The organism is Nocardia sp. CA-136227 (assembly GCF_050955695.1).
GTDB lineage: Bacteria > Actinomycetota > Actinomycetes > Mycobacteriales > Mycobacteriaceae > Nocardia.
Genome location: NZ_CP192081.1, coordinates 7,523,970 through 7,541,856, shown reverse-complemented (window position 1 = coordinate 7,541,856; position 17,887 = coordinate 7,523,970). Strand labels below are relative to the sequence as shown.

The window sequence follows — 17,887 nt, the reverse complement described above, 5'->3', positions numbered from 1 at the left end:
CGGGATAGTCTCTGTCGGGAAGAAGGCACTATTTCGATCCCGAGGTACCTCATGGATACCGTCTCCGACTGGGAGCCATCCGGAAATCTGGTCGACGGCTACCTGCGGCGCTGCCCCGCCCGCGACGTGCTCGCCGTGCTCGCCGACAAATGGGTGCTGTTGGTGCTGGGCACGCTGCGTAAGGAGGGCGGCCCGATCCGGTTCAACGAACTGCGCCGCCGCCTCGACGGCATCACCCAGAAGGTGCTCACCCGCACGCTGCGGGACCTGGAACGCGACGGGCTGGTCCGGCGGACCGTGTACCCGACCGTGCCGCCGCGAGTCGAGTACGCGCTGACCGAGCTCGGCGCGGACCTCGGCCACATCACCCACGCCATGGGACAGTGGGCGCTGCGGCACGCCGATGAGATCGCCGTCGCCCGAACGGCTTTCGACGAACGGGCTGCCCGCGCGCCGGAACCGATCAGCTCCTGAACCCGGAGTCGCTCACACCTTGACCGCCAGCACCATGGCCTGTGGGGTGCGTTCGTCGGGACGGGCCTCCCGGGCCAGTGTCGCGGTGGCGCGAAAGCCGTGCGCGGCCAGCACTTCGGCGAACGTGACCGGAGCCCAGCGGTAGGCGGGCGCGACCTTGTGGTGGTAGGCGTGCACGCCGGTCGCCTCGTCGGCGGCCTGGAAGCCGAACAGCGCGTGCCCGCCGGGCCGCAGCACCCGGGCGAATTCGGTCAGTACGTCCGGAACCCGGGCCGGCGGGGTGTGAATGATGGAGTACCAGGCCACGATTCCGGCCAGCGACTCGTCCTCGAACCGCAGCCGCTCCATCGGGCCGACTTCGAAGGACAGGTCCGGGTACAGCTCGCGGGCGATCCGGATCATCTCCGGCGACAGGTCGATGCCGGACACCTCCAGTCCGGCCGCCGCCAGATGCGTGGTGACCCGGCCCGGACCGCAGCCGATATCGGCGACCGGGCCCGCCCCGTGCTCCCGCACCGTGTGCGCGAACGCGTCCAGCATCACGGCGTCGAACGGGCTGTCCTGTAACTGCCGCCGGAACAGATCGGTGTACAGCTCCGCGACCTCGTCGTACGCGTCCCGGGTCACCGTTATGTCCGCACTGTCCACCATGTTTCGACTCTAGGCCTCCGTCGGCAGTGCCCCGATCGCGCCCGTGGACGGGGCCCGAACCGGCAGGTACTCACCGTTCAACAGCACCCGCAGCCGAGCCTGTGGCGGCATCAGGGTGCGCAGCGGCAGAATGGCCAGCCGGGCCAGGCGGCGCAGGTCCCGGGGCAGCGCCGGCAGTTGAAGGTCGATGTGCCACAGCGGATACCGGTGATCGGGATGCTGCCAGCCGTCGCGCAGCATGAACTTCAGGACGCGCGGGGACAGTTCGCGGGCGGTGGCGGTGGCGAGTTCCAGACGCAGCAGGTCGCCGTCCCGGTCGACGCGGGCCCGATGCGGGTCCCCGGCATCCACGGTGAGCTGGCCGGAGTCCGCCAGATCGGTGATGAGAGCGGCCAATTCCTCGTAGCACTGCTCCCATTCGCGATCGTGCGCGCGATGCGCGGCCCGCTGCTGCTCGATGATGAGGCGGCGGTCGCGTTCGCCCGGCCGCACCAGATACAGCTCCACCGTGTCGGCCTCCGGAACCAGGCCCAGGGTGAGGCGGTCCTCCGGCCAGGCCGGTCCGTACGCCTGGCCCAGCACCGCGTGCCGGGGCGCTCCGAACTCGGCGCGGAACCCGTCCAGCGCGCGGGCCTGGGCGGCGGTGCGCTGCGCCGCGACCTCGGCGGGCAGGCCCTCGTCGTAGAGGAAGGACTCGATGCTGTCGCTGAGCGTGACGCAGACCGCCTCGAGCCGGTCGCCGTCGAAGCAGAAGCGGGCGCGCGGATCGTCCACGTGGAGTTCGGTGCCGGCCCACACCGTGCGCTCCCCGACATCGGTGTCGTGCACCGGTTTCCAGCCCACGGCGGCGGCGAAACCGTCCAGGTCGGCGCGGGTCCAGGTCCACGCGAAGGCGCGGGCGGCACGGGCGATCTCGACCCCGGCCGGCACATCCACGCGCAGCGGCCCGGCATCGAATTCGGAGACGGCGTGGCGGCGTAGGAATTCCGCGCGCTGGGTGCGGGAGGTCGGGTGCGGCGGAATGCCGAGCGCGGTCACCTCCAGATCGGCGCCGCCCTCCACCCAGGCGTCGGCCACCAGTTCGGTCGGCGCGGCGACCCCGACCGCGCGCAGGGTGTCGGTGGTGCGCAGGGCCAGCCCGCTCATGGCGACGGTGCCCGCGCGCCGGGAGAGGCCGCGTGTCCAATTGCCCTCGCGGGGCGGGGTCCAGCCCAGCTCGATGAGCTGTCGTTCCAGTTCGGGGCCGTAATACCAGGTGGGATCGATGAATTCGCTGCGGGCCAGCTCCGCCGCCAGCTGCTCCGGCCCGGCCTCGAACTGCACGAAGCGCCCACCGGGCGCGGTCACCAGCAGTCGCCCGTCGACCGGCAGCGTCTCCAGGAATCCGGCCAGGCTCTCGGCGAACCGGATCCAGGGGCCCGCGGCGGCGCGGCGGCGGGCGGCCTCGTGGCGGCGCTCCATCCAATACCGTTGCGCGGTCGGGTTCACCAGCAGCAGGTCCACGGTGTCCGCGCCGATCGTCAGGCCCGCGAAGACATTCGGGAAACGCCAGGCCAGGCCCTCGGCGGGACCCGCGGAGGTGGTCTCCGGATCGCCCCAGCGGGTGGTGAACTCCGCGGCGGCGCGGGCCATGGCGGCGGCGAGCAGGTCCCGGCTGCCGGGGGCCGCGGGATCCGGGCAGTCGGAGATGGCCACGCGCACATGGTCCAGGCCGCGGTCACTGCCCCAGAACATGGCAGAGTCCCACCACACCGGCAGGCCCGTGCGCGAGAAGACCGGACCATTGCGGAGGGTGCCGACCGGTTGCGGCCCGGTCCAACCGACCAGTCGGGCGAATTCCGCGACATTCCCGGAACCCCAACGCCAGCCGAACCCCGCGGCCGCACCGACGATCTCGACCGCACCCGCGATATCGACCCGTACCTCGAATCCCACCCCGCGACACTAACCCCGGCCCGGCCATGCCGGGAAACTTCCCCGCCGCGACTATTATGTAATCGGCCGGCGCTTCCCACGGGGCGGACAACTCACGGGAAGCCCGGCCACGGTCTTCAATGCTCGGTCGGGAATCGCGCACTTCCCGCGTCGCCCGCCGGAATGATCGGCAGCACCAGCGCCGACGGATGGTCCGGGTCGTGATAGACGGTCTGCGTCGCGACCTGCGTATTCGTGTTCTCCCCGAACGGATCACCGGTATTCGGATTCGGCGCGAACTGCGGGAAATCGCTGCTCGACACCTCCACCCGGATCTTGTATCCCGCTTTCACCAGATAACTCGTCGGCCAGATATCGATCGAGAACTTGTACGGCTGCCCCGGCACGAGCGGCGTCGGATGCTCCAGCGAATCCCGGAACGCCGCCCGGATGATCCCATTGTTGAGGTTCACCGTGGACCCGTCCGGCGCCACCGCCACCAGCTTCGCCGTGAAATCGGTATCCGGCGCACTCGAAGCCGCCCACAACGTCATTCGAACCGGCCCGGTGATCTCGGTATCGCCCGCCATGGGGGCGGTCGTATAGGTCAGCACATCCGACCGCTGCTCCACCACGAACTGATCCACCGGCCCCTGCGGCCCCGACGACGCCCCGCAACACGAATGCCCGCCCGCGCTAGGCACCGGATTCAAGGGGTCGTACTCGTACCGATCCGGCTGCTGCGGATCCTTCGGCGTATCGGTGGTCAGCGCGCCCGTCCGCCCCAGCATCGAATTGCCGCCGTTCCCGGACAGGTAGTAGGTGGTCCAGCGGGTATTCGGCACCGGCCACGCCGACGCCGACTTCCACTTGTTCGCACCCATCACGAAATAGTCGACCACCGGCCGCCCGGAAACCTTGTTGTCCACGCCCTTCAGGAAATGGTCGAACCAGGCCAGCATCAGCTCATTGATCGGACTGTCGCCCGCCTCCCCGGTCGCGGCCAGCATGGGCGTCGTGACCCCGCTCCCGGGCCGACCCCACCCCAGGTGATCCCACGGCCCCAGCACCAACCGCTGCCCGGCCCGCGCTTCCGGCGAACCGCCCCCGGCCACCATCCCCGTGAAGTTCTCCACCCCGCCGGCCAGGAACGCGTCGTACCAGCCCTCGAAACTCAGGACGGGGACCGTGACCTTCGCGTACCGGTCCCGAATGCTCCACTGCTTCCAGTAGTCGTCGCGGGTGGAATGCCGCACCCAGTCGTAGAACCACGGCGCGATCACCGGATCACCCGGGTGCAGCGGCGGAAACTGTTGATAGGGGCGAAAACCCAGCCACCGGGTGTAGTTCGTGCCGTCGGCCGCAAGCTGCTTGGCGGTGCCGGTATCCCCGCGATTCGCGGCCGCGCTCGCCCCGATCGTCTCCATGGCCCACGGCTCCACGAACCCCAACCGGAACGCCCCGCCCTCGTAGGTCCACCCGTCGTAGTAATCCGACGCGGTATTGGCCGGGACGATCGTGGTCAGATGCGGTGGCGTGCTGACCGCCGCGAGCCATTGCGTCGCACCGACATACGACGACCCGTACATGCCGACCTTGCCATTCGTCCCCGGCAGCGCGGCCGCCCACTCCACCGAGTCGTAGCCGTCGGTGATGTCGTTCCCGAATTCGGTGAACACTCCGGCCGACTGACCCTGGCCGCGAATGTCCTGCACCACAACGAGATAACAGTGCGAAGCGAACCATTCCGGCGTCCGATACCGGTACGGCTGGATCTGCCCCGCCGCCTTCCCGTACTGCGTCCGCATGAGCACCACGGGCACCGCATCGCCGGTCTTCGGCCGATACACATCGGCCTTCAACACCACCCCGTCCCGCATGGTCGCGGGCACGTTCTCCTGCTTGTCGACCGCGCACGCCCCGCGGCCACCCGCGGGCGGCCAGCTCGCCGCGTCCTGCGGCCCCGACCCGCCCCCGCCGCCCCCGCACCCGGCGGCGATCAGCGCGACCACGCTGACCACCGCTCCCACCTGTGCGATCCGGCCACGCCGGCGCCCACTCCGGGTCATGGATCGACGGTAACGCCGCGCCCGCCCCGACCGGCCGACAATCGCTCAAACCGCACCGGTGGGCGGAGCCTGCCGCAGCTCGACGACCGCCAGCACCGCCAACGCCACGAACAGGATCGCGCCGAGACCCGCCACGGTATGCAGGCCGGAGGCGAGGGTGCGCGCGGTGCCGATACTGCCGAGAATCGCGACGCCCGCCGCCACCCCGAACTGCCCACCCGCCTCCGCGGTCGCCGACGCGGCACCCGCGATATCGGGCGGAGCCGCGCCCAGGACCAAGTTGTAGCCCAGCGACATGCCGGGACCGATGCCCGCCATCGCCACCGCGAAACCCATGGTCAAGGGCCACAGCCCGGTTCCGTCACCCACGACGGTGACCGCGGCGTACCCGAGCGCCGCGACCAGCAGACCCGCCGCGGTGATGTAGGCCGGGCGAATGGTGCGGGCCAGAGCCGGACCGAGGCCGATCGTGAACAGCATGGCCACCGCCGGAAGCACCATCCACAGTCCCGCCCGCAGCGTCGAATACCCGAGCGCCGATTGCAGGTACAGATTGATCATCAGGATCGTCCCGCCCTGCACCGCGCCCACCAGCAGACTGAGGATGAATGCGCCCCGGAAGACCCTTGCCCGGAAGAGCCGCAACTCCAGCACCGGATAGCGAATTACCCGCTGCCGCAACAGAAACGCGGCGAATGCGAACACGCCCACCAGTAGCGCCGTCCAAGCGAGCACCCGGCCACTGTCCCGGGCGAGCTCCGTGATGCCGTAGACAACCGGCAGGATCCCCGCCAAAGACAGTGCGACACTGAGCGCATCGAGCCGCGGCGCCTCGGGATCGTGATGTTCGGGCAGCAGGACCGGACCCGCCACCAGCAGAAGCAGCATCACCGGAACGGCCAGCAGGAACACCGACCCCCACCAGAAATGCGCCAGCAGCACACCGCCCGTGATCGGCCCGACGATCGCCCCACCCATGAAACACCCGGTGAACGCCGCGACCGCCCCCGCCCGCTCCTTCGGATCGGCGAACATGGCCCCGATCAACGCCAACCCCGACGGCGCGAGCGTCGCCCCCGCGACACCCATCACCGCCCGAGCCGCGATCAGCATCCCCGCACTGTCCGCATACGCCGCCAACACCGAACACGTCCCGAAAGCCGCGGCACCCCACAGCAGCAGGCGTCTCCGGCCGATTCGATCCCCGAGCGTCCCCATGATGATGAGAAACCCGGCGATCATGAATCCGTAGACATCGAGTATCCACAACTGCTGTGCAGCACTGGGTTTCAGCTCGACCGCCAGCGTCGGCAACGCCAGATTCAACACACTGAAGTCGACCGATATCAACAGAATGGGCAGTGCGAGCACGGCCAACCCGAGCCATTCCCGCCCCCGTGCGGTCGTCACTGGTTTGTCGGTGATATCCACGGTAGGTCCTTTCCCGAGTCCTACCGACCCGACGAACAGGACTCCCGCGGATGGACCGGCGCGACCTATGAGTAATCGTCAGGGACCGGCGAACGTACGCGCGATCTGCAACCCGTTCCATCGCCGAATGGTGCGTGTTGCTATATCTGGTCGAATTCAGTGGTACTTACCACCCGGCGTAGACCGGCACCCCTTGGACAATGAGGTTCTCAGTGCCGGGGACGGTTACCGAGTACACGGGTTGCTCTCCCAGATCCGTGATCGCGGTGATTCGATCCCAGAAGACATCGTCGGTACAGAGCATTGCAAGTTCAGGGGCCTCGAGGATGTCCGCAGCGCGAGCCAGGCGCTGGTGGCTCGGCGAGTGCTTCCACATTGTGGAGCCGCAGAACTTGGTCCCCATCGCCGCCTGGAACTCCCGATGAGTCATCTTGCGGGCAGAGAGAAGCGTGCGGACGATATTCCACACCTCCTTGGGGACCGTGTCCACATTGGGATTCGAGGTCATCGTGTCGAGTTCGGCCAGACATTCCGCGGCAGTGATACCACGCGTGCCATGGGCCCCGATGTCCTCGAGGAAGGTGATCTGGTTGTCCCCACCGTCGATCGTGAGGTGCCAGCAGTCCCGATAGCCTGCTTTGGGCACGAGCCGGATCCGTCCATGGACGCCCAGCCGGAGCAGGAGGTCGGACACATCGTCGATGAGCCGCCGACTGGTCGACGTGTAGTAGATGCGGGCTTGCTTTCCGGTCCTGTCCCAGCGCGCCGAGCCATCGGTCGCCCAGAGATGGCGGAGAAAGATCGCGACCTGGTCTGTGGGCATCCCGAAAACTCTTTCAGGGACGAACTTCTCGTAGCTGCGCAAACCGAAGAGTCCGAGTTCGTCGAGCCACTTGGCGATGGGGTTGCGTCTACCGTGGGTAAGGCGGTACGGCGCAGGCAATCTCAGGGTCGTGACCCGAGCAGCTGCGTACTCGTCTCGGATCGGGGTGATGCCGAAATGCATGGCTGCTTCGGTGACGGCGGCGAGGTTCTCCTCGTCGATGCTCGCGTATCGGATCGGCTGCCGTCGAACGCAAGACCCGTCACCGATCATGTGCGCCAGCATGACAACCTCGGGATCGGGCATCTCCTGGGTTCGGGTAGGCGCTGGAATCCATCGGGGGATGGCGACGCGATCGCCGATACCCAGCTGCCCTACCTTGCGCCATCCATTGATGGTCAGCAGCCGTGCTTCGGTCGCGGTGTCGATCGAACGGCCGGAGGCCAACCGCACTCGATCGACCGTGCAACTCCCACTCGGGTGTACATACTCCAGCGGGCGAGCCGTGAAGCGCATCTGCGGATCAAGTGACCAAACAAGCGGACGCAGCTCATCCCGGATCAGGGTCTCCAGCGGCACCGCGACTCCGGTGTCCGCCCGGCTGATTGGCGTAGCGGCCGTTAGCCAGGCTGCACCATGAGATTCAAAAGTGTTGATGCCCTTACAGTTCCACTCCTCGACAGACTGTTTCGGCTGCATGCCAAAACGATATATCGAATCTGTGTTCGATGTGGCGCTATCCGCGAGCCATATCTACGAACCGGCTCAGATGCAATTGGTGCGCAACGGTAATGGTTGCGGTTGGGCCGTTACGGTGCTTGCCCAGAATGAGGTCTGCTTCGCCGCCGCGAGGGTCGTCTCGTTCGAAGGCATCTGGGCGATGCAGCAGGATAACCATGTCGGCATCCTGTTCTAGACTGCCCGATTCACGAAGGTCGGACACCATAGGCCGCTTATCAGTTCGCTGTTCCGGACCACGGTTGAGCTGCGAGATCGCGATGACGGGGACCTCGAGCTCCTTGGCCATCAGTTTGAGGCTTCGGGAGAATTCCGAGACTTCCTGCTGGCGGGATTCGACCTTCTTGCCGGAGCTCATCAGCTGGAGGTAGTCGACGACGATCAGGCGGAGGTCGTGGCGTTGCTTGAGGCGGCGGGCTTTTGCCCGGATTTCCATCATGGTGAGGTTCGGCGAATCGTCCACGAAGAGTGGGGCTTCGCTGATCTCGCTCATGCGGCGGGCGAGTTTGGTCCAGTCGTCGTCGCTCATGCGGCCGGAACGCATATCGCCCAATTTGATCTTCGCCTCGGCGGAGAGGAGGCGCATGACGATTTCGGTGCGGCTCATTTCCAAGGAGAAGATGACGCTGGCCATGCCGTGCTTGATGGAGCAGCTGCGCATGAAATCCATGCCCAGGGTCGATTTGCCCACGCCGGGTCGTGCCGCGACGATGACCATCTGGCCGGGGTGCAGGCCGTTGGTGATCTCGTCGAGTTCGGTGAAACCGGTGGGGACGCCGAGGGAGATGCCGCCTCGGGAGGCGATGGAGTCGAGTTCGTCCATCGTCGGCTGGAGGATGTCGGTGAGGGGGGCGAAGTCCTCGCTGGAGCGGCGTTCGGTGACGTCGTAGAGCTCGGCCTGGGCGCGGTCCACGACCTCGGCCACGTCCTGGCCGTCGGCGCCCGCGTAGCCGTACTGGACGATGCGGGTGCCCGCTTCGACCAGGCGGCGCAGCACCGACTTCTCCGCGACGATCTCGGCGTAGTAGCCGGCGTTGGCGGCGGTGGGGACCGTTTGGGTCAGGGTGACGAGATACGGTGCGCCGCCGATGCGCTTGAGTTCGCCCTTGCGGTCGAGAGTCGCGGCGACGGTGACCGGGTCGGCGGGCTCGCCGCGGCCGTAAAGGTCGAGGATGGCGTCGTAGACGGCCTGGTGCGCGGGGCGGTAGAAGTCGCCGGGGCGGATGACTTCGATGACGTCGGCGATGGCGTCCTTGGACAGCAGCATGCCGCCGAGAACGGACTGTTCCGCCGCCATGTCATGGGGCGGCTGACGGCCGAAATCCTCACCGGGAGCGTCGGGATAGTCGGAGGGCCCGTGATCGTCGCGGCCGCGATCGTCGACGACTGCCATGGGCTCGACCGTCCTCTCTGCTCGCGCCGCAACGGCGTGCAAGACCCGTTGTACGCCAGCGCACCGACATGTTGGGACCGCCACGCTCGAGCCGTGGTCACGACCTCGAAGGCGAACCTAGGCGACCGGGCGGTGACCCGCCAAACCGAGCTGTGTACACACCTGTGGATAACGTGGGTATTGTTCACCGCCTGTTGTGCACCCCCTGTGGAAAACTTGGGGACAACAGTCGATGTCGCTGCTCAAAGCGCTGGTAGTGGCGGAATTCTCATTGTTCGCAACTGTGGATCAATTTCGTGCGGCGTGTCGCTGGACGGCAACAGCCGGGCGTGTTGGGTAAACGAACGGTCACGCGGATGTGACCGGGCGCACAACGAAAACGGTTGGTTTGCTGGGCAATCCACAACCGATCCGAAATCTGGCGATTCCTGAGCAAACAAAAGAAATCGGAGGCCGCCCCCACGGGTGAGGCGGCCTCCGATCAACCGAATTACTCGGCGGCAGTGACCTGCAGGTCGACCTTGGCGATCACATCCGGGTGCAGATGCACCACGACACCGTGCTTGCCGGTGCTCTTGATGTGGGCCTTCGGCAGCTCGATGCTGCGCTTGTCGACGACCGGGCCGCCGGCGGTCTTGATCGCCGAGGCGACGTCGGCCGCGGTGACCGAACCGAAGAGCTTGCCGGTGCCGGCGGTCTTGACCGCGAGCGACACACCGGTCAGGCCCTCGATGGCCTGCTTCAGCTCGTTGGCGTGGTCCAGGTCGCGCACGCGGCGGGCGTCCTGCGCCCGGCGAATGCCCTCGACCTGCTTCTCCGCGCCACGGGTGGCGACGATCGCCAGGCCGCGCGGGAGCAGGAAGTTACGGCCGTAGCCGTCCTTGACTTCCACGGTGTCGCCGGGCGCACCGAGGTTGTCGACATCAGCGGTGAGGATGAGCTTCATCTCTGTGCCTTCCCTTCTCAGCGAGCGGTGGAGACGTAAGGCAGCAGAGCGACCTCACGCGAGTTCTTCACGGCGACAGCGATATCGCGCTGGTGCTGGACGCAGTTGCCCGTCACCCGGCGCGCGCGGATCTTGCCACGGTCGGACACGTACTTGCGCAGCAGCGCGGTGTCCTTGTAGTCGATCTTCGCGCCGGCCGTGTTGTTCTTCTTGCCGGCCTTGTCTTCCTTGCAGAAGGTGCAAGCCTTCTTCTTCAGCACCTTTTCGCGTGCCGGTGCTTTGGCCATGGTCTTTCAACTCCGTAATTTTGGGAACCCTGCCGAAGCGGATTCCGGGGAAAGCCGTTGTCTAGAACGGCGGTTCGTCGTCCATGGGCCCGCCCCCGAAGGAGCCGGCCGCGGGGGCGCTGCCCCACGGGTCGTCGCCGGCGCTCTGGCCGCCACGACCCCCGCCACTGCCACCACCGGAGAAGCCGCCGCCGCCAGCGTTCTGCTGGCCGCCGCCGCCCTGTCCGCCGCCGCCGAAGCCGCCGCCACCACCGCCACGGGTGGTCTTGTTGACTTTCGCGGTCGCGTACCGCAGGGAGGGACCCACCTCGTCGACCTCGAGTTCGACGACCGTGCGCTTCTCACCCTCGCGGGTTTCGTAGGAGCGCTGCTTCAGTCGTCCGCTCACGATCACTCGCGAGCCGCGGGTCAGGCTCTCGGCAACGTTCTCCGCAGCTTCTCGCCAAATGTTGCAGCGCAAGAAAAGCGCTTCGCCGTCTTTCCATTCATTGGTATTACGGTCGAACACACGGGGAGTCGACGCGACGGTGAAGTTCGCGACGGCCGCTCCCGCGGGCGTGAATCGAAGCTCGGGGTCAGCCGTCAAATTGCCGATGACGGTGATGACCGTGTCGCCCTGGGCCATGGTTCCTCCTGCTTTCCGGTGCAGTCCGCAATGCGCTCGCGTTCATCGGTCAGCCTAGAGACAGGGACCGACGGTTACGAGCGACGTCGCGGGAGGACTGGGTCTTACTTCTTGTCGGTACGCAGCACCTTGGTGCGCAGCACCGACTCGTTCAGCCCCAGCTGGCGATCGAGCTCACTCACGGTCGCGGACTCGGCGGTCAGGGTGACGACCGCGTAGATGCCCTCGGCCTGCTTGTTGATCTCGTAGGCGAGACGACGGCGGCCCCAGATGTCGACGTTGTCGACCTTGCCGCCCTCGGTCCCGATGACACCCAGCATGGTGTTCAAGTTCGGGCCTACGGTGCGCTCGTCCATTGCTGGATCGAGGATGACCATCACTTCATAATGACGCACGGACCTCATCACCTCCTGTGGACTGTAAACGGCCCACGGACTGTCCGTGGGCAGGAGGGTTCGTTGCGTCAGCAACCCGACAAGGCTACATGAGCGGCCGCGACGAACGAAAAGGGGGCCGGACGGCGTTCACGGCGCCGGATCCGGGGTAGATAACCAACGCGTGGCCTGCGAAATCGGGTCAGTCCACATTTTGAACAGGCGAACACGCCGACCAGCCACCTAGGGTGATGCGCATGCCGAATCGACCGGTCGTCAGCGTTGCGGCCGCTTCCCGCCGTCGCGATGCGCGCGGGTCGATGATCGCGGTCGTCTCGACGCTGGTGTGCGCGGTCACATTGTTGATCGCGTTCGTGAACAAGGCGCGCTGCGCGGTCGGCCCGTACGACGAATCCGGGCGCAGCGTGCTGTTCGACGTGATCAAGGATTCGGATGTCTGTTATTCCGACATCCAGTACCTGTGGCTGGGTCGCGGCATCGATCACCACGTCTTCCCCTATATAGCCGGCGGCATCACCCCGGACGGTCAGCTGACCGGCGGCGCGGTGGAGTATCCGGTGCTCAGCGGCCTGTTCATGTGGATCGGCGGCATCGGCGCGCACACCGACGCGGCCTTCCTGTGGCATTCGGCGCTGCTGCTGGCCCCGTTCGCCCTGCTGACCGCGTACCTGCTGGCCCGCATGGCCGGCCCGGCGGCTTTGTTGTGGGCGGCCGCACCGCCGTTGGTGCTCTACGCCTTTCACAATTGGGAACTGCCGGTGGTCGCGACCGCGGTCGCCGCGTTCTATGTGATGACGACGCTGACCCGGTATTCACTGCGGGATCGCGGGATCGCCGCCGCGGTATTCCTGGCGATCGGCTTCTGTTTCAAGTTGTATCCCGGCATCTTCGTGCTGCCGTTGCTGATCTATGTGCTGCTCGGTGAACATCCCTTGCGGGAGAAGCGATTCGATGTGCGCGGCGCGCTGATGGTGGCCGCGACCGCGATCGGCACGGTGGTCGCGATCAATCTGCCGTTCGCGCTCGCGGGTTATGACGGCTGGCGCGCGTCGATCACCTTCCAGCAATTGCGGCAGGCCGATATCACCACGAATTCCATCTGGTACTGGGGACTGCGCCCGCTGTTCGGTCCGTCGGAGGAGTCGGAATCGGCCTTCCAGCACCTGGTGTCGGTGCTCTCGCCGACGCTGGTGGTGGCGTCGTTCGTGCTGGCCTGCTGGCTGGGTGTGCGCCGGTATCGGCTGGCCGGGGTGTATCCGTGGATCGGGGTCAGCGGCGCCATGTTGTGTGGATTCCTGTTGTTCCACAAGGTGCATTCACCGCAGTACACGCTGTGGCTGATCCCGTTCCTGGTGCTGCTGCGGGTGCCGTGGAGCCTGGTGATCGCCTATCTGCTGGCGGACCTGTGCATCGGCGTCGGTGTCTTCCGCTACTTCTACGAGCTCGGGTCGGGTCACCCGTACGAGGTCGAGCAGTATCTGGTGCAGATCGGCGTGTGGGGCCGGGCGGTGCTGCTGCTGGTGTTCTTCTTCGTGTTCGTGTCCGCCTCGGAGCGGTCACCCTTCCGCATCGGCGTTCCGGGCGCGGAAAGCCTTGCCCTTGGCCCGGTTTCCGCAGACCGTCATATCGCACCACCGGCGCGAACCGCCGCGTGAGGTGTCCAGGTAGAGGCGGGTGCAGGCGTCTCGCCCGCATTCCTTGAGCCGTTCGCGTTCCGGGCCGCCGAGTAGTTCGACGGCCGAGCGGGCGATGGCGGTGAGCGCGGATTCGATGGCCCCGCCGCGGGTGACCGAACCGTCCGCGCACAGCGTGAGTTTGGGCAGGTCGCCGTGGGCGTGCCGGTTGAGCAGCCGGCGGTCGGCGTCGGCGAGGGGTTCGCCGTGCAGGGTGGCCTGCATGAGCCGCCAGGCCGCCTCGCGCAGCCGGCGCGCGGGTTCGAGGGCGTCCGCGCAGTCGGGCGCGGTGTCGAGGATTCCGGCCGCGACGGTCCATTCGCCCAGGTCGGCGGCGCTGGTGAGGCGCTCGATGAAGGTGGTGCGCCGTTCCTGTGCCGTGCCGATGAAGTTCAGCGCGAGATTGCCGCTGACGAACAGGTGCGGGTCGGCGAACGAAGACATGTCCCGATCATAACCCCCTTGACAGGTTATGCACCGCGGTGCGACGGTGATAACCACCTGAACGGGTTAGTGGTTGGAGGGACCGTGGAGAACCGGCTCTTGGACGTGGCGGGCCCACCGGCCCTGATCCTCATGTGGAGCAGCGCCTTCATCGCCGGGATCATCGGCGTCGGCGCGGCCCCGCCGATGCTGGTGCTCTTCGCCCGCTTCGGCATCGCGGGCGCGCTGCTCATCGTGTTCGCGCTGCTGTCGCGCGCGGTCTGGCCGCGGGGCAAGATGCTCGCGCACACCCTGGTCGCGGGCCTGCTCATGCAGATGGTCCAGTTCGGCGCGTTCTACACCGCCATGCACGAGCACGTCACCGCCGCGGTCATCTCCCTGGTCCAGGGCCTGAGCCCGGTGGTGATCGCGGTATTCGCCGGGGCCCTGGGCGAATCCGTGAACGCGCGGCAGTGGCTGGGCTTCGGCGTGGGCGGGGTGGGCGTGGGCCTCGCGGTGCTGGATCAACCGGCCTTCTCGCTGCCGGGCCTGCTGCTGTGCGTGGTCGGGCTGCTCGGCCTGAGCCTGGGCACCGTGTATCAGAAGCGCTTCACCCCGGCGCTCGATCCGCGCACGGGCACCGCCCTGCACGTGGCGGTGAGCGCGCCCTTCGCGGGCGTGATGGCCTGGGCCGGTGGGGAATTCCACGTCGCCGACCCGTCCCGCTTCGCCGGTTCCATGGTGTGGATGGTGCTGGTGAACTCGATGGGCGCGTTCCTGCTGCTGAACACCATGCTGCAGCGCTGGGACACCACCCGGGTCAGCCGCTTCTTCTTCGCGATTCCGGCCGTCACCGCGGTGATGGCCTGGCTGGTGATCGATCAGCCGTTGCGGCCCTTGACGATCTCGGGCCTGGGCGTCGGACTGGTCGGCCTGGTCCTGGCGTCGCGCCGGGCGCCGGCCGCGCCCGCCGCCGCCGAACGACCCGGTATCGCCGGGCGACAGCCCGTGCGGGCCTGACGGTTCCGGGCACCCGGGCACGGCAGACTGGGCGCATGCTGCACCTGCGGATCCTGGCCCCCGCCACCCTGACCGACCCGGTACTCGAGGTACTCGACGACGACGCGGTGACGGGCCTGGTGGTCCTGCGCGGCGCGGCGGTGCGCCCGGCGGGCGACCTGATCACCGCGCAGCTCGCCCGCGAGGCCGCCAACGACGTCGTCCAGCGGCTGCGCGACCTGCGGGTGCATCAGGAGGGCAGCATCGAGGTCGAGCAGGTCGGAACCTGGCTGTCGCGCAGCGGTTTCGAGGCGGAGGTGCGCACCCCGGGCAGCAGTTCGGATTCGGTGGTGTGGGCGCAGGTGGCGCAGCGGGCCTACGACGAATCCGAACTGAACTGGACCTACCTGAGCTTCCTGACGCTGGCCATCGTCATCGCGAGCATCGCCATCGTCACCGACTCCCAGATCCTCACCGTCGGCGCCATGGTGCTGGGACCGGAGTTCGGACCCATCGCGGCCTTGGGCGTCGCCCTGGTCCGGCGGCGATTCGTGCTGTTCCGGCTGGCCTTGCGCACCTTGGTGTTCGGCTTCGTGGCGGCCATCGGCGTCACCATCGTGCTGGCGCTGATCGGGCGGGCGCTGGGTTGGATCACCGAGGCGCAGGTGACGGGCCCGCGTCCGGCCACCGCCTTCATCTACACCCCGGACAAGTGGTCGTTCATCGTCGCGGTGATCGCGGGGGCGGCGGGGGTGCTGGCCATCACCTCGGCCAAATCCCTCGGCCTGGCCGGGGTTTTCATCTCGGTGACCACGGTGCCCGCCGCGGGCAATATCGCACTCGGCGTGGCGATCGCCGACGGTGCGACGGTGTGGGGCAGTCTGGCGCAGTTGCTGGTCAATATCGCGGGCATGGCGATCGCGGGGTGGCTGACCCTGTTCCTGCAACAGGTGCTGTGGTCGCGGGTGTCGGTGCGGCGCGCCAAGCATCTGGTCGTCCCGCGCCGCATGGTGTGAACGGAAAAGCCCGCCGTCCGAAATCGGACGGCGGGCTTCGTGTTTTCGTGTGCGGATCAGCTCAGGCTGGGCGACTTCTCCAGCTCGGGTTCCGCATCGTCGGCTTCCGCTTCCTCGCGACGATTACGAATGATGCTGGTGACGAACGCCGCGCCGATGAACGCCACGCCGACGAGACCGCTGATCACCTCGTTGACGTGCACGCCGATGGTGATGAGCAGGATGACCGCCAGGGCGCCGATGGCCCAGAACGCGCCGTGCTCGAGGTACACGTACTCCGAGAGGGTGCCCTTGCGCACCAGGTACACGGTGATCGAGCGGACGAACATGGCGCCGATCAGGCCCAGGCCCAGGGCGATCAGGATCGGGTCGGAGGTGATGGCGAACGCGCCGATCACGCCGTCGAAGGAGAACGAGGCGTCGAGCACTTCCAGGTACAGGAACAGGAAGAACGCCGCCTTACCTGTCGCCTTCACGACTTCGGAGGGTCCGCCTTCGCCGTTCGCGTGTTCCTCGGTGTGGAAGAGTGATCCGAGTCCGTCGACCACGATGTAGGTGATGGTGCCGAGGATGCCGGCCAGCAGCACGGTGCCGCGGTCGTCGTCATGGGCGATGAACTCCGCCGCGATGACGATGCCCGCCAGGGTGAGCACCACCGCGAGCATGTCCAGCTTGCCGAGCTTGGCCAGCGGGCGTTCGATCCAGCCCAGCCAGGTGACCTCGTGCTCCTCGAGGATGAAGTTGAAGAACAGCAGCAGCAGGAATGCGCCGCCGAAGGCCGCGATCTGCGGGTGCGCGTCGGTGAGCAGCTTCTCGTAGGACGGGCTGCCGTCGGGGAAGCTGAGCGCGCCGTCCGCGGGCGGGTTCATGGCCAGGTCGAAGGCGCGAACGGGGCTGAGCCCGGCCGTGATCCACACGATGGCCAGCGGGAACACCAGGCGCATACCGAAGACGGCGATGACGACGCCGATGGTCAGGAAGATGCGCTGCCAGAACTCGCTCATCCGCTGCAGGATGCTGGCGTTGATGACCGCGTTGTCGAAGGATAGGGACACCTCGAGGATGCCCAGGATGGCGCACAGCACCAGGGCCGTGGGTCCGCCGTACACCAGCGCCGCGATCAGCGACAGTACGGTGACGATGATGGAGAGGCCGAATATTCGCACCGCAGTGGGCCTTTCGTTGTGCCGGGGTCGGGTGACATGCCGGTCGAGCGGACACACGAAGAGGGCTCGTGCGATCGAGCCCTCGACGTGTCGCCGTGTGTTCTATTGAGACGCTGGTACTTCGCGCCGTCGCGAGCTGGTCGCGTCAGACGTTGACGCCGAAGTCCCGGGCGATGCCCGAGAGGCCCGAGGCGTAGCCCTGACCGATGGCCCGGAACTTCCACTCACCATTGTTGCGGTAGAGCTCACCGAACACCATGGCGGTTTCGGTGGACGCGTCCTCGGACAGGTCGTAGCGGGCCAGCTCGGTTCCGTTGGAGCGGTCCACGACCCGGATGTAGGCGTTGCGGACCTGGCCGAAGCTCTGGCCGCGCGAGTCGGCGTCGTAGATCGAGACCGGGAAGAAGACGGACTCCACGGCCGGCGGGGTGTTGGCCAGGTCGATGTTGATGACCTCGTCGTCGCCCTCGCCCTCACCGGTGAGGTTGTCGCCGGCGTGCACGATGGTGCCCTCCGGGGACTGCAGGTTGTTGAAGAACACGAAGTGCTTGTCCGACAGCGCCTTCTTGTCGACGCCGGTCGCGATGGCGCTGGCGTCGAGGTCGAAGTCGGTGCCGGTGGTGGTGCGCACGTCCCAGCCCAGGCCGACGGCGACCTGAGTCAGGTTCGGCGCCGCCTTGGTCAGTGAAACGTTACCGCCCTTGGACAAACTGACACCCATTGCGGGGATCCTTCCGTTGTTAAGCGTTCGAAGCGTTTCTTGTCTAACGGCTTCGCCCACTGTCCAGGTTCCGCCGACGTCGACAGTAATGGTTTCCCCAAGCCATGGGTAGGAATGGGTCAAGGCAACCGTGCGACGACAGC

17 protein-coding genes are annotated in these 17,887 nt (G+C 67.1%); 4 read left to right on the top strand and 13 right to left on the bottom strand.

The window, feature by feature from the left end:
* Nucleotides 1-51 precede the first annotated feature (51 nt).
* Nucleotides 52-474: a winged helix-turn-helix transcriptional regulator gene (locus tag ACQP06_RS34890; protein ID WP_433669369.1), complete on the top strand. Its 423-nt coding sequence runs from the start codon at nucleotides 52-54 to the stop codon at nucleotides 472-474.
* A 12-nt stretch (nucleotides 475-486) separates the two neighbouring features.
* Here the strand turns inward: ACQP06_RS34890 and ACQP06_RS34885 are convergent, their stop codons facing one another.
* The 10 genes from ACQP06_RS34885 to rpsF all read right to left on the bottom strand — a co-directional run bounded on the left by ACQP06_RS34885 (nucleotide 487) and on the right by rpsF (nucleotide 11,746).
* Nucleotides 487-1,125: a class I SAM-dependent methyltransferase gene (locus ACQP06_RS34885; protein ID WP_433669368.1), complete on the bottom strand. Its 639-nt coding sequence runs from the start codon at nucleotides 1,123-1,125 to the stop codon at nucleotides 487-489.
* Between the two features lie 9 nt (nucleotides 1,126-1,134).
* Nucleotides 1,135-3,060 carry a DUF6301 family protein gene (locus tag ACQP06_RS34880; RefSeq protein WP_433669366.1) on the bottom strand — a complete coding sequence of 642 codons (1,926 nt, stop codon included), beginning with the start codon at nucleotides 3,058-3,060 and terminating at the stop codon, nucleotides 1,135-1,137.
* 116 nt (nucleotides 3,061-3,176) lie between these two features.
* Entirely contained in the window at nucleotides 3,177-5,108 is a 1,932-nt protein-coding gene (locus tag ACQP06_RS34875) for a CocE/NonD family hydrolase (RefSeq protein WP_433669364.1), read from the bottom strand.
* A 45-nt stretch (nucleotides 5,109-5,153) separates the two neighbouring features.
* Nucleotides 5,154-6,539, bottom strand: coding sequence for an MFS transporter (locus tag ACQP06_RS34870; protein ID WP_433669362.1), 1,386 nt, complete (start codon nucleotides 6,537-6,539; stop codon nucleotides 5,154-5,156).
* A 166-nt stretch (nucleotides 6,540-6,705) separates the two neighbouring features.
* Nucleotides 6,706-8,061: an LAGLIDADG family homing endonuclease gene (locus ACQP06_RS34865; protein WP_433669360.1), complete on the bottom strand. Its 1,356-nt coding sequence runs from the start codon at nucleotides 8,059-8,061 to the stop codon at nucleotides 6,706-6,708.
* Between the two features lie 37 nt (nucleotides 8,062-8,098).
* Nucleotides 8,099-9,493 (bottom strand): replicative DNA helicase, encoded by a 1,395-nt coding sequence (gene dnaB / locus ACQP06_RS34860; protein WP_433669358.1) that lies wholly within the window; start codon nucleotides 9,491-9,493, stop codon nucleotides 8,099-8,101.
* A 490-nt stretch (nucleotides 9,494-9,983) separates the two neighbouring features.
* The gene (rplI, locus tag ACQP06_RS34855; protein ID WP_379276715.1) at nucleotides 9,984-10,439 is read right to left on the bottom strand and encodes a 50S ribosomal protein L9; all 456 of its coding nucleotides are present in this window, start codon (nucleotides 10,437-10,439) and stop codon (nucleotides 9,984-9,986) included.
* Between the two features lie 17 nt (nucleotides 10,440-10,456).
* Complete coding sequence (rpsR, locus tag ACQP06_RS34850) at nucleotides 10,457-10,726, bottom strand: 30S ribosomal protein S18 (RefSeq protein ID WP_040814320.1); 270 nt, start codon at nucleotides 10,724-10,726, stop codon at nucleotides 10,457-10,459.
* Between the two features lie 61 nt (nucleotides 10,727-10,787).
* Nucleotides 10,788-11,351, bottom strand: coding sequence for a single-stranded DNA-binding protein (locus ACQP06_RS34845; RefSeq protein WP_433669357.1), 564 nt, complete (start codon nucleotides 11,349-11,351; stop codon nucleotides 10,788-10,790).
* Nucleotides 11,352-11,455: 104 nt separating this feature from the next.
* Nucleotides 11,456-11,746: a 30S ribosomal protein S6 gene (gene rpsF, locus ACQP06_RS34840; RefSeq protein WP_357097462.1), complete on the bottom strand. Its 291-nt coding sequence runs from the start codon at nucleotides 11,744-11,746 to the stop codon at nucleotides 11,456-11,458.
* A gap of 236 nt (nucleotides 11,747-11,982) precedes the next feature.
* Between rpsF and ACQP06_RS34835 the strand changes: the two genes are divergently transcribed.
* Entirely contained in the window at nucleotides 11,983-13,401 is a 1,419-nt protein-coding gene (locus tag ACQP06_RS34835) for a hypothetical protein (protein WP_433669355.1), read from the top strand.
* Here the strand turns inward: ACQP06_RS34835 and ACQP06_RS34830 are convergent.
* Nucleotides 13,303-13,863 (bottom strand): CGNR zinc finger domain-containing protein, encoded by a 561-nt coding sequence (locus tag ACQP06_RS34830; RefSeq protein ID WP_433669354.1) that lies wholly within the window; start codon nucleotides 13,861-13,863, stop codon nucleotides 13,303-13,305. The two genes, ACQP06_RS34835 and ACQP06_RS34830, sit on opposite strands and share 99 nt — an antisense overlap.
* 84 nt (nucleotides 13,864-13,947) lie before the next feature.
* On the opposite strand from ACQP06_RS34830, the gene ACQP06_RS34825 reads away from it, so the two are divergent.
* A complete protein-coding gene (locus ACQP06_RS34825) occupies nucleotides 13,948-14,862 on the top strand; it encodes a DMT family transporter (protein WP_433669352.1) in 915 nt (304 codons plus the stop codon).
* 35 nt (nucleotides 14,863-14,897) lie between these two features.
* Nucleotides 14,898-15,857 carry a DUF389 domain-containing protein gene (locus ACQP06_RS34820; RefSeq protein WP_433669350.1) on the top strand — a complete coding sequence of 320 codons (960 nt, stop codon included), beginning with the start codon at nucleotides 14,898-14,900 and terminating at the stop codon, nucleotides 15,855-15,857.
* Nucleotides 15,858-15,913: 56 nt separating this feature from the next.
* Here the strand turns inward: ACQP06_RS34820 and ACQP06_RS34815 are convergent, their stop codons facing one another.
* Nucleotides 15,914-17,023 carry a DUF475 domain-containing protein gene (locus tag ACQP06_RS34815; RefSeq protein WP_433669348.1) on the bottom strand — a complete coding sequence of 370 codons (1,110 nt, stop codon included), beginning with the start codon at nucleotides 17,021-17,023 and terminating at the stop codon, nucleotides 15,914-15,916.
* 145 nt (nucleotides 17,024-17,168) lie between these two features.
* The gene (locus ACQP06_RS34810) at nucleotides 17,169-17,744 is read right to left on the bottom strand and encodes a TerD family protein (protein WP_357097452.1); all 576 of its coding nucleotides are present in this window, start codon (nucleotides 17,742-17,744) and stop codon (nucleotides 17,169-17,171) included.
* Between the last annotated feature and the right edge of the window lie 143 nt (nucleotides 17,745-17,887).